This window comes from Formosa haliotis, from assembly GCF_001685485.1.
Classification (GTDB): Bacteria; Bacteroidota; Bacteroidia; order Flavobacteriales; family Flavobacteriaceae; genus Formosa; species Formosa haliotis.
Genome location: NZ_BDEL01000001.1, coordinates 1,463,215 through 1,476,277 on the forward strand (window position 1 = coordinate 1,463,215; position 13,063 = coordinate 1,476,277).

The 13,063-nt window shown below is 35.8% G+C and carries 6 protein-coding genes; 3 read left to right on the forward strand and 3 right to left on the reverse strand.

Features of this window, described 5'->3' with window-relative positions:
- Positions 1-18: 18 nt before the first annotated feature.
- From A9D35_RS05855 to A9D35_RS05865, 3 genes are read right to left on the reverse strand one after another with little or no spacing between them, the layout of a single operon-like run.
- Positions 19-1,683, reverse strand: a complete 1,665-nt coding sequence (locus A9D35_RS05855; RefSeq protein ID WP_235817859.1) for a family 43 glycosylhydrolase — start codon at positions 1,681-1,683, stop codon at positions 19-21.
- A gap of 11 nt (positions 1,684-1,694) precedes the next feature.
- Positions 1,695-5,327, reverse strand: a complete 3,633-nt coding sequence (locus tag A9D35_RS05860; protein ID WP_066220280.1) for a DUF4450 domain-containing protein — start codon at positions 5,325-5,327, stop codon at positions 1,695-1,697.
- Positions 5,328-5,329: 2 nt separating this feature from the next.
- The gene (locus tag A9D35_RS05865; protein ID WP_066220283.1) at positions 5,330-6,811 is read right to left on the reverse strand and encodes a glycoside hydrolase family 28 protein; all 1,482 of its coding nucleotides are present in this window, start codon (positions 6,809-6,811) and stop codon (positions 5,330-5,332) included.
- A 344-nt stretch (positions 6,812-7,155) separates the two neighbouring features.
- Here A9D35_RS05865 and A9D35_RS05870 point away from each other — a divergent pair, with 344 nt between their 5' ends.
- Genes A9D35_RS05870 through A9D35_RS05880 form a run of 3 tightly spaced genes read left to right on the forward strand, consistent with a single transcriptional unit; the run spans position 7,156 to position 12,860 of the window.
- On the forward strand, positions 7,156-8,451 hold the full coding sequence (locus A9D35_RS05870) for a rhamnogalacturonan acetylesterase (RefSeq protein WP_083191638.1): 1,296 nt from the start codon (positions 7,156-7,158) through the stop codon (positions 8,449-8,451).
- 31 nt (positions 8,452-8,482) lie between these two features.
- Positions 8,483-11,335 carry a glycoside hydrolase family 2 TIM barrel-domain containing protein gene (locus A9D35_RS05875; protein WP_066220286.1) on the forward strand — a complete coding sequence of 951 codons (2,853 nt, stop codon included), beginning with the start codon at positions 8,483-8,485 and terminating at the stop codon, positions 11,333-11,335.
- A 13-nt stretch (positions 11,336-11,348) separates the two neighbouring features.
- Entirely contained in the window at positions 11,349-12,860 is a 1,512-nt protein-coding gene (locus tag A9D35_RS05880; RefSeq protein WP_066220289.1) for a rhamnogalacturonan acetylesterase, read from the forward strand.
- The last annotated feature ends 203 nt before the right edge of the window (positions 12,861-13,063 follow it).

Below are 13,063 nucleotides of genomic sequence, written 5' to 3' on the forward strand. Positions count from 1 at the left end.
TAATTTAATACGCTTGTTTTATTGTTTCACCAGAGTGATATCGTCTATTTGACAACTTGCAGTCTTATCGCCTTCTACTTTAAATCCGATTTCTACTTTTTCATTAGTAACCGAAATATCATCTATTTCTACAAGGGCCCATGACGTGTTTATTTTAGAAACATTTAAGTTCTTCTCCTTCCCGCCACTCTCTGCATACACCTGTAATGTTTTAAAACCAGTGGTGTTTTTAATTTTAAAAGACAACTTATACCGCCCCGATTCTAATGGCACAAAAGATGTGGATTCTATAATCTGATAAATGCGTCTTTTAAAAGGAACATTATCTGAAATATTTAAACTCTTTTCTCCAATTACAAAAGCTCTATCGGCTTCAGTATTAAAATAATTTAACGATGGTGAAGCATCAGACCCAACAACAATTTCATTGCCCTGATAAATTTTAGTAACCCATCCTTTTAATTGCTCTTGAATCGGTTTTACTGGACTTGGTATCTGCCTACGATCAGCTTCAAAACTGCCATTTTTAACATAATTATTATCTTTTGCAACGCTCCAATTACCAGTAGCCCCCTCCAAATTCCATGAACTTAACGAGTTAAAATAGGGCGTTTCTCCAGTAAAGGACATAGGAAACCATTGATTATACCCCAATCCGTTACCAGCAAAATCGGCCCATCGATCTCCACAGTACAATACTAAATCTTGATCTCTCCCTTTTAGGGTAACAAAAAAACCAGTTTGTGTAATATGCGCATAATCGTCCATAGAACCTGGAGTTATAAGCATATTATTCTCGGGTAGATATGGCCCCCTAATATCGTCGGCTACCAAATAATAAGCATAAGACGAATCCCAACCATACAAATTTGAAGCATACAAATAATATCTACCTTGGTATTTAAACATACAATTTCCCTCTCTACCGGCACCTTTAAAAACTTGAGTACAGTCTAGTAAATTAACCTTCCCATCTTTTACACCAATTTCTGAAACATAAATCTTATTTCGACCACGACCATACGAATAGACTAAATACGAAATACCCGTATCTTCGTCTGTAAACACTGTTTGATCGCCTGTGTTTGATGTCCCAATCATGGCTTTCATATTTATTCTTTGATGCCATCTAAATGGACCTGTTGGGCTATCGGCAAGCGTTATTAAAACTTCGCTATCGTGCTGTATAAACATGGCATATTTTTTTAAGGCTTTAATATAAGCCACACCTAACCTACCCATCCATTTTGTATTGCTGTAATGAGCATTAATGTCATCTATATGTAAAACTGGTGATTCTGTATTCCAGTTGACTAAATCTGTAGATGAATAGCAGGTAACCGACTCGAACGTGGAAGTTTCTTGTGTTACCGCAGGGTTATCTCTATACGCTGCGGCTTCTTTGTAAAATGCGCCATACCAATAATATTTCTCCGTATTTGTTTTAGGATCTTTAAATTTAAAAATACCACCACCTTGACTATAAATGGGAGTTCCATCTGTAGTACTCCAAAAGCTATCATTTTTAATATTTAAAGATTGGCCAGACAACACAGTTGCCGTAAAACACAATATAAGTGTAGTAAAACAATCCTTTATTTTAAATTGAGATGGCCGAGAACAGGACTTCATTATAAAATCTGCGATACCTATTTTCACTTTATCTTTTTCAAAAAAACTCATTCCGTTTTGTATTAATTTCTTACTAAAGTTGCACTCATTAATCCAATAACCACATCGTTTGCTATGGTTTTCACTTCTAAACTTTTCAACGTTTTATTTGGGTTTAGGGGTAAATCCAATAATGTAGCTGCTCCCCCATCTATTGCAAAATCTGAAAATCCTTTTATGGGGATATAATCTTTAAAATCGGTTAAAAATTTCCCTGATTTTAAATACAAGCGAGGTGGTTTAACAGCTCCTGTTGTAAAAGCAGAGCCATCGGTATAATAATTCTGTTCTATTGGCCACCAATTTTCTGGATTTTTAAGCTCTAAAACTTCGTAAGCACCATCGGCATACCCAACTTTTACTATACCATTTACCATTTGTGATTGCATGGGGTTGGTTGTTCCTGCCATTAAAAGATAAGCATGTGAGGCGTTTCCGTCTAGCGAAATTGTTATCGCTTCAGGGTAATTATCCCACATTGATGTAAATGCAATATTATTTGTTTCGGAATTTTGAGGTGTTTGCAACGGAATATGTTGTGGTGTTTTTATACTTCCATCTGAAGCTTTTTCACGTAAACCAGAATCGTCTAAATCTGGTTTAATATACGGGTAACACCAATTCCCAATTCCCTGAGTTGGTAGTTGTAATGTTGGTGAGATTGGCCGCGGACTTAAATATTCCTGCTGAAAAACTTCAGTAACTTTAGCATTAAAATGTGCTTCTAAAGGAATGGTCTGAAATTTTAAATCAGACTGAAATTCGATATCCCAATTTTGGAATGTTACGCTAGTTTGAGCTGTTTTCGTTGTAATTTCTAACTGATTTGTTCCGGGAATAGCATATGTTTTTGGAATTGAAATGCGATAATTCTTGCCTTCTGAAATTTTAAAATCAGAAATCGTCTTGCCGTTTAATTTTAAACTTTGTATCGTTTCTTTTGCGTTTGAAGGTTTTAAACTTAAAATGATGTTGTCTGATTCATTTTCAACCGAACTTAATTCAAACGGCTTGTTTATATTCAAATAAATGGGTTCCCACCAAATCAAATCGTTTTGTTGCAATTTCACAAAAAACATGCTATGTCCGGTCTTCTTAACAACTGTATTGTTTAATTCATTAGATTGAATTTCACTTTCACTTAATACGTTCTGCGGATCCTTAATTTGCAATATCTTAGCTTTACCTGTGTTTATATTCAATAATTTTCCGGTATACGTATCTGTTTGAATACCAACATTTTCAATACGCTCATCTCCATAAACAATTCCAATAATATAGTGTTCAGAATAAGGGCTTTCTATTATCACTTGAGGAGCTCCAACTGCATCATTTACAATTTCGTAAGATACTTTTTTACCATTTAGAGTAACCGCTTTAATGGAGGCAAATTCTGGTTTAACAACCAGTTTTAAATTTAATTTCGTTTCAAATTTTGGTGTAATATTGTACCAAGAAGCACCTTGATCTCGTTTATAACTAATCGCAATATTTGGAATATCTAAGTCGGCAAAATCCCAGTCTGCTGGAAATCCAGGTTTAATAGTTAATGTGTTTTCAATCGCATTGGGAACTATTCCAAATAAGCCTTCTACCAAAGACCTCGCTGCCATCCCGATAGAATCGGCAAAATCGCGATACAATTCACCGCGAATGGCATCGTAAAAAGATAATTGCTGGAATCCACCTGGTGAAGCGCCATAATACATACTTTCTACCAGGGCACTTTTCCAAAGTTGAAAGGCTTTTTCAGAATTTCCACCTTGCCAATAAGCTAATGAAGCATGTAAATTTTCGGCTAATGCCACATTATTCACACTCCAAGTATAAGGCTGCCAATTGGTGGTTGACAATAAAAACAACCCGTCTGCTTCAGAATTATTAGTTATTACAGGAATATGCGGAATCTCGTTATCTACATAATTAAGCATTTGCTGCGCTTCAAAACCATCTGCAATGCCTTCATCTAAACTGTGATAAATCGTCCACAATCCAGGTGTTTCATGCAGTAATTTATTACCCAGTAAATCTTTAAATTCGGCAAAAACACCTTTCTCATTTATCCATAATTCCTTTTGAATTGCATTTTTTATATGATTTGCTTCCGTTTGATAAGCTGTGGCATCTTCACCTAAAATAGTCGCTATTTGCGCTGCTATTTTATTAGCACTATAATTATATGCTGAAGCATAAGTAACACCGCCACCACTGTATTGCAAAGCGTCGCTTGCCCAAATACAGGCGTATGCATCATACAGGCCGTCGTTATCAACATCGAAGTTGCGCTTTTCCCATGCCAAATGGCGCGTAATTACAGGCCACATTTCCTTTATAAATTCTAAATCACCAGACCACAAATAATGACGTAACACCTGATTGATAAACACCGAATTCATATCGTAATGATGCGCAATGGTATTGTTATTGGGACGACGGCTTATATAGCCACGACTGAACATCGCCGTGCCTAAAACTTCTTTCTGTCTTGCAAAATTTCGCGAACTATCTAAAACCACAGGTCCAGTTTCTGGTTCTAAAACTTGAGATTTTCCATAACTTTTAAAATGAGTTCCTGCCCGGTCCTTCCAACCTAATGGATCGGCCACATAAGCACCACGCCAGGCATTTAGGTGCATACGCCAGGCCACCGAACCATGTAAAAATGCGGGATCTTCCCAAATAGCATCGGCTGCAACTGCCAAAGCACCCCCTAAAGTATTAATGTATTCGTCTGGAGTTTCAACCGTAACACGTGTTCTTAAATTTTCAATTTTATCAATGGCTTTATGATAGTCTTTTTCAATTTGAGATTGACTTTTAAATGAATTAGCCTCTGTATTTTCGAAGCACCAATACCTTGACTGTTTTGCTTTTAGGTTTAATTTTCCAGAAATTACTGGTAAGGAATCTACTTTTGAAGCATAAAGCACTCCGGGGTTTTGCTGATGATTCGCACTAACTAATTTCACTTCCGAATCGGGAAAACAGGCTACAATACGTCTATTATTCCCTGTTTTCTTTTTATTAGTTTCCGAACCAAAAGCTAAGGTAAAATGTGATTCTTCTATAAGGTACGTATTGTTTATACAATATTCTGGCTGCAAATAAAATACCGATTCCGGATCGGCACCAATATCACCATCGCGATGAAATTTTTTACCGCTTGCACCTCCAAAGGCCCAAATTAAATCTATTGGATTAACTAAGGATTCTGTATCCATTTTTAGAATAAAACCTTCACTATCGGCCAAAGCCACCACTTCAATTTTTAAAACACCAGCCCCTAAAAGCGCATCACGAATTTCGTATATCATGCTACCGGGAATATACTTTGTTACAATACTATCGCAAGTTGTTAGCCATTTGCTGGTAGCTGTATCAGAAATTCCCAATTTAAAATTACCGCCCATTCCAGGCAGATACATAGCAAATTCTGGCAAATCACCTGTTTCTACTCTAAACCCGGTATTTGTGCCATACAATGCACGATTAAATTTACGACTCCCTTGTACGAGCTTAAAATGCTCTCCTTCTGGTTTATAATGTAATTGTCTAATGGTATCGTGCCAAACATGATTTTTAGGTTGTGCAAAAACGAAACCTGAAATAAAAAAGATAAAAAAGAAAATTGACTTAGCAGTTATTTTAAAAACCATAGTTAATTTGTGTAGTTTGTTTTAGAAAGAGGAATATTGGATACGTGATTCATGTCCACCATAGAACTATCACGTATTTTTAGGGATACATTCTTTAACTGCCAATCTTTACTGTACTTAATTTTCCCTGCAGTTTGTGCTTCTATAGACACATTATTTAATGTGATATTTTCGATAATGGATTGCTCCAAGCCGTTTACATTTATGGCCGTTTTAGCACCTTTTACATCTATATTTTGTAACGTAATATTCTTGAAGGTTGGAATTCCTTTAGATGCAGGCTCTACAGTTTTTAACATTTTTTTCCAATGTTCGGGTATCGTGTTAGGGTCGTAGTTTTCGGGTAATTTAGAATAACTATAGGTTGGATTCCAGTTCATAGAAACTTTAATAAAAGTGCCCACACTATCCATTTTAATATTTTCTAGATAAATTTCTTCAACAGTTCCACCTCGGGTTGTAGCCGACTTTATGTTTAAACCGTTACTAGTACCCAATCCTTTTATATTGGACACGTACACATGACGGATGCTTCCTGAAGTTTCACTACCTATAGTAAATAGCCCAGCACCACTACGTGCAATACAATCTTTAATCACCACGTATTCTGTGGGTTTATTTACACGAAGGCCATCCCAATCGCGACCTGCTTTTAAGCAAAAATTATCGTCATTACAATCAATATCGCAATTTTGAACTAAAATCCATTTGGAAGAATCTATATCGATACCATCGGTACTAGGACCATGACCACCAATATTATTTTTAATTGTTAACCCTTCTACAGTTATATACTCGGAATACAACACTTGAACTGTCCAAAATCCAGCCTTTTGAAGCTGCAAATCTTTCAGCATTACATTTTTAGCATCCGAAATTAAAATAGTTCGCGGTCGTTTAGCATCGTAATCTACTATCCAACGTAAGCCTTTAGGTTCGTAATCTTCCTTTCTAAGCTTCCAATAATAATCCCAAAACACTTTACCTTGACCATCTATAACACCTTCTCCTTCAATAATGACATTGTTCTGGTTTCGTACATTAATTAATGCCGCTGGCCATTCTATTTCTACACCTGCTACACGCGTATCTATTTCTTTGTAATCTTTAATGTTTTCGCTGCCAAGAATAGTAACATCTTTACCAACAAGAAATCGTATATTTTCTTTTATAAAAACAGATCCAGTTAGGTAAGTTCCCGATTTAAAAGTAATAGTTCCTCCTCCATTTTTATAACAGGCATCTATAGCATTTTGAATGGCTTCTGTATTTAATGTTTTACCATCATTAACCGCTCCAAAATCATTTACATAATATACGGTATCTTTAATTGTAGGCGTTGCTGCTCCAACTTTAGTAACCCAGTCTGGAGCTACATAATTTTGTTCTATTTTAATCTCTTGCGATTCTGTTGTTTCCTTTTGTTTACAAGATAACAGGAGTAAAAGCACTATAATACTAACGAGTTGACATTTTGGTTTCAAGAGCAAAGTGTTTCAAATTTATAGAGGCAATTTGGGCAAAATTCATTAATAAAGTATCCTGTACATACATGACTTAAAAAAATAAACCAATAAATTTTTAGTTTTACACCCCTTTTTTTCAATAATTTTATTAACCAACTCCCTAAACAACAAGCTCTAGCCAATCTTGGAATGTTGAAATTATTAGAAACTTAATTTACCTTAAGATTAAAGAAACCGGAATGTTCATCATAGTACAGGATAGTAAACCAGGTTATAGTCCTTAATTTAGTAGTTTATTATACGCATAGAGCATATTTAAACCCTAAAACCAACACCCTAATAATAATCTTCATCCTTTAATAATGAAACCAATCCTTTTTCTTTTAATCCATTTTATTACAAGCTGCATAATTGGGCAACGGCAAACCGACTCTTATTCATTCTACTTCGGAAAAGAAAGTAACGATAAAACAGCGATACAAATCGCTAATCCCATAACCTATTCCAAACAAACAGGTTATGGTTTCGATTTTAATTCCGCAGAAAATGTCTCCTTAAAAAATAAAGCTTTAACGGGAACTGGCAGTATTTATTTTTCGGTAAAACTACCTGAAGGCAATTACAAAATAGACCTTATTTTAGGAGAAAAAAAGGCATCGAACACCACTGTAAAAGCTGAATCTAGACGACTCATGTTACCAGAAATTAAGGTGAATAAAAACCATACCGTTCATAAAAGTTTTATAGTAAATGTACGCACACCAAAAATAAACGACTCGTCAAGTATTTCTATTAAAGATCGTGAAAACAACTATTTGAATTGGGACGATAAATTAACACTTGAATTTCTAGGAAACTCAGCCATACAAAGCCTTAAAATCACACCGATTACCAAGATCAAAACGCTTTTTCTTGCTGGCGACTCTACGGTAACCGACCAAGATGTGGAACCTTGGGGGTCTTGGGGACAATTTATTACCGCTTTTTTTAACACCAATGTTGTGGTAGCCAACTATGCTAATTCTGGTGCGTCTTTGAGTTCTTTTAAAGGTAGAAAACGTTTAGATAAAATCCTATCTAAAATGCGACCTGGAGATTATCTTTTTATAGAATTTGGTCATAACGACGAAAAAATAAAAGGAGAAGGTAATGGCGCTTGGGGATTGTACAGTAATTTATTAAAAGAGTTTGTACTAAAAGCCAGAGACAAAGGTGGCATCCCGGTTTTACTTACACCAACCCAACGTCGTGCTTTTAATAAAAATAACACCTTAAATCCAACTCATGGTGATTTTCCTGATGCCATGCGAAAAGTAGCTAGCGATTTACAAGTTCCTTTAATCGATCTTACAAAAATGACAACAGAACTGTACGAAGCCTGGGGCGATCAAAATTCTAGATTGGCATTTGTTCAATACCCAGCAAATACGTTTCCTGGGCAAGATAAAGCCTTAGATGACAATACACATTTTAATAGTTTTGGTGCCAATGAAGTTGCAAAATGTGTGCTTTTGGGTATTCAGAACCTCAATTTAGATCTCGTTAAATATTTTAACAATGGTATTTCAGAATATACCCCAAAACAACCAGACCAATTAAAAGATTGGACGGTACCCATGAGCTCTAGGTTTGAAATAAATAAACCAGATGGCAATTAATACAAACTAATATTTGACCAATAATTACATCATGTATAAATCACGCTTATTTTTTCTTTTACTATGTCTTAGTTTTCAATTAAGCTTTGGCCAAGACACTAAAAAAATCTATTTATCAGGTAAAGATTTCAAAAACCCCGTACAATGGGAGTTTATGTGTACTGGGGGTAACAATAGCAATACTTGGAGTACGATAAATGTACCCTCTAATTGGGAGCTTGAAGGTTTTGGAACGTATACTTATGGTAGATGGTACAAAGAATTAAACCAAAAAGAACCTAGTAAAGAACAAGGCTTCTATAAATATAAATTTGAAGTTCCTGAAGTGTATAAAAATCAAGAAGTTGTTATCGTTTTTGGCGGTGCTATGACCGATACCGAAGTAAAAATTAACGGCAAAATAGCAGGAGAAATCCATCAAGGAGGCTTTTATGAATTCAAGTACAACATTACCGATTTAGTAAAAATTGGAGCTGAAAACCTACTTGAAGTTCATGTTTCTAAACATTCTAGTAATGCAACCGTTAATAATGCCGAGCGCAAAACCGATTGGTGGTTATTTGGTGGTATTTATAGACCTGTTTGGTTAGAAATCAAACCAAAAACCAATATAGAGCACGTTGCTGTTGATGCCAAAATGGATGGCAGTTTAACGGCTGTAATTAATTTGAACAATACGCCTAAAGATGCTACATTACAAGCTAGTATAAGTCCTATAGGCAGTAAAGAGACTTTTAAACCACAAACATTTCCAGTTACTAAAAGCAGTACTAAACAAACCATTCAGGCAAAATGGGATGGTGTAGAACCGTGGAATCCCGAAAACCCTAAACTATATCAATTAGAAATAGCTATAGTTAAAAATGGGAACCCTGTACATAAATACACCTCTAAAATTGGATTTAGAACCCTAGAATTTCTTAAAAAAGATGGCATTTATGTGAATGGCAAAAAAATAATAATGAAAGGGATTAACCGCCATGAAATCTGGCCAGAATCTGGACGTAGCACCGATAAAGACATCAGTATTCTAGATGTAAACTTAATTAAAGATATGAACATGAATGCGGTGCGTTTTCATTACCCGCCAGCAACACATTTTCTTGAAGTATGTGATTCGCTAGGCCTTTTTGTTTTAGATGAATTGGCGGGCTGGCAAAATGGTTACGACACCAAAACAGGTACGACTCTAATAAAAGAAATGGTACAACGCGATGTAAATCATCCGTCCGTAATTATTTGGGATCACGGGAACGAAGGTGGTTGGAATTACGATATCGATCATGTCTTCCACGAGTACGACCCACAAAAAAGAATTATTATTCATCCTTGGTCCGATTTTGATGGTTGGGATACGCACCACTACCCGACTTACCTAACCGGAATGCACCGATTTAATAATGGTGAGAATGTATTTTTCCCTACAGAATTTATGCACGGCACCTACGATAATGGTATTGGAGCTGGCCTGGAAGATTTCTGGACACGCTATAAGCAAAGTCCGTTATTCGCTGGTGGATTTATGTGGGCCATGTTAGATGAAGCTGTATTACGAACAGATTGGACTGGCGAACAAAAATACGATTCTAAAGGCAATTTAGCCTCGGATGGCGTTTTAGGACCTCACCGTGAAAAGGAAGGTAGCTTTTTTACCGTAAAAGAGGTATGGGCACCAATCCAGATTAAACCCAAACAAATCACCTCTACTTTTGATGGATCGTTCTTTGTTACAAACGACTATATATATACCAATCTTAATAGCTGTAAACTGGAATATCGTGTTCTTAGCGCAGATAAAGATGCGTTATACACTAACAGTAAAAAAGTAGTTATAACCACGAACCCTATTGAAGTTGGCGATATTCAACCTGGAGAGACACGTGCTATTCACTTTAATGTACCCACGAATTTCTTTAAAGGTGATTGGTTAGAAATTACAGCTACAGACAAACATGGTAGAGAAATTTACACCTGGTCCTGGCCAATTCATCGGGCGCCTTACTTTGCTCAAAAATTCATAAAAGCTGAAACAGAAGCTACAGCTACTAGCATATCGGAATCTGATGGTAAAGTTCTAATGTATAGTAAAAACATAAGTGTAGAACTAGACAAAAAAACTGGAGAAATTGTTTCTATAAAAAACAAAAAAGGGAATGTTCCTTTTAGTAATGGTCCAAGACCTGTTGGTATGAAAGCCAAAGTTGAAACTATAAAAATAGAGCAATTTAAAGACTCTATTGTTTGCCAAGTAAAGTATTCTGGAGGCATTGACAACATTACATGGACTATGTTTAATGATGGCCGATTAAAAATGAAAGCTTTACTACTAAAAAATGCGGGCCGAAATAGTGGTTTCGACGGAGCGTTTATACAAGGTGAGATTAGTGAATTCGGATTGACTTTCGATTTTCCAGAAGAGGGCGTAGAACATATAAAATGGCTTGGCAATGGCCCTTACCACGTATGGAAAAACCGCATAAAAGGAACCACAATGGGGCTTTGGGAAAAAGACTATAACCAAACCATAACAGGAGAAAGTTTTGAAAATTTAGTATATCCAGAATTTAAAGGTTATCATGCCAACCTTTTAGCTGCCAATTTAAAAACTAAAAATGGAGACCTTAAATTCTTTAGTGAATCTGATAAATTATTCCTGAGATTATTCACACCCGATTTGCCTCAAAAAGCAGTATCTAAAGTCTTTCCTCAGCCAGAATTTCCAGAAGGTAATATTTCATTCATGTACGAAATTCCAGGTATGAGAGCCTTTAAAGCCTTACAAGATCAAGGTCCCGAAAGTCAACCAACCAACATTCGTATTAAAAGTGGCGATGTAGGAATCCCGATGACATTATGGTTCGACTTTAGATCAAATTCAAATTAAATAAAACATTATAATGAACGTATTAAAATTCTTAGCCGTAGGCCTTTTAAGCCTCTCTTTTTTTAATTGTAATAATAAAGATTCTCAGACCTTAAAACCTACCGTTTACACCGTTGGAGACTCAACGGTAAAAAACGGCAGAGGTAATGGCGACGGCGGACTCTGGGGCTGGGGCGACTTTATTGGTCAGTTTTTAGATACTACCAAAGTTTCCATAGAAAATCATGCTTTGGGAGGTACGAGTAGTAGAACCTATCAAAACCTTGGTTTATGGGATACAGTAAACAATAAACTAAGAACAGGTGATTATGTATTAATTCAGTTTGGACATAACGATAATGGCCCCGTAAACGACACTATAAGAGCTAGAGGTACCATTAAAGGTATTGGAGATGAAACCGAAAAAATAGATAATTTAATTACAAAAAAACATGAAATTGTTCACAGTTACGGTTGGTATATCAGAAAAATTGTGACCGATGCTAAAGCTAAGGGCGCCATACCTATTATTATGTCCCCTATTCCTAGAAATAAATGGCAAAACGGACGTATTCCTAGAAACAATAATTCTTATGGATTATGGGCCAAACAAATTGCCGAACAAGAACAGGTTACTTTTATAGATCTAAATAAACACATGTCTAAAAAACTAGAATCCTTTGGGGAATCAGGCGTTACAGGCACCTACTTTTATCTAAGAGATCATACACATACCTCTGCAAAAGGGGCCGTATTAGCAGCTTCTTGTATTATAGACGATTTAAAAGCTTCAACCAACCCGTTAAAACAATATGTATTAAACGAACCGAAAATTATACTCCCAAAAAAAATTAATTTCTTTTTAATAGGTGACTCTACCATGGCAATCAGCGACAACCCTAATACTATTGGTTGGGGTGTTCCTTTTCCAAAATACATAGACACCATGCGTGTTAACGTCATCAATAAAGCACGTGGCGGACGGAGTACTAGAACCTTTATTTATGAAGGTTTATGGGATAAGGCAAAAACAGAATTTAAAGCTGGTGATTTTGTTTTTATTCAATTTGGACATAACGATGCAGGAAATATTGATAAGAAAAAATATCGCGGATCTTTAAAAGGAATGGGAGAAGAAACACAAGTAGTAGATCGCGATAGCCTTACCGAAACGGTGCATACTTATGGGTACAACCTAATAAAAATGATTAGAGAAACTAAAGAAACAGGAGCAACACCTATAGTTTTAAGTTTAACACCAAGAAATGAATGGCCACATGGTAAAGTCGAGCGTCGAACAGATTCCTATGTAACTTGGGCAGAACAAGCAGCTAATGCAGAACATGTGTATTATATGAATGTTAATGATTTAGTAGCTACCAAATATGAAGGTTTAGGCAAAGACCAAGTAAAACTATTCTTTCCTCAAGATCATACCCATACCAATCTAAAAGGCGCCACATTTACAGCAAAAACTATTGCAGAAACGCTAAAAAACTCTAAAGCAAGCGGATTAAGAGATTATATAGAATTACCTAAAAAATAAAGCAGTATCTCATAAACCATATACTATCTAAAATCTCAGGTCAATTTTTAATCTGGGATTTTTTTTATGCATGAATTATTATGCTATTTACATCCCTTTTTACCCGTTCCTCTTTAGGTACATTCCGGCTTCCATTTATCTATTACTGCAAAAGAAGCCTTGTTCTACTACATAATTGCAATAACTATTATCAATAAACCTTT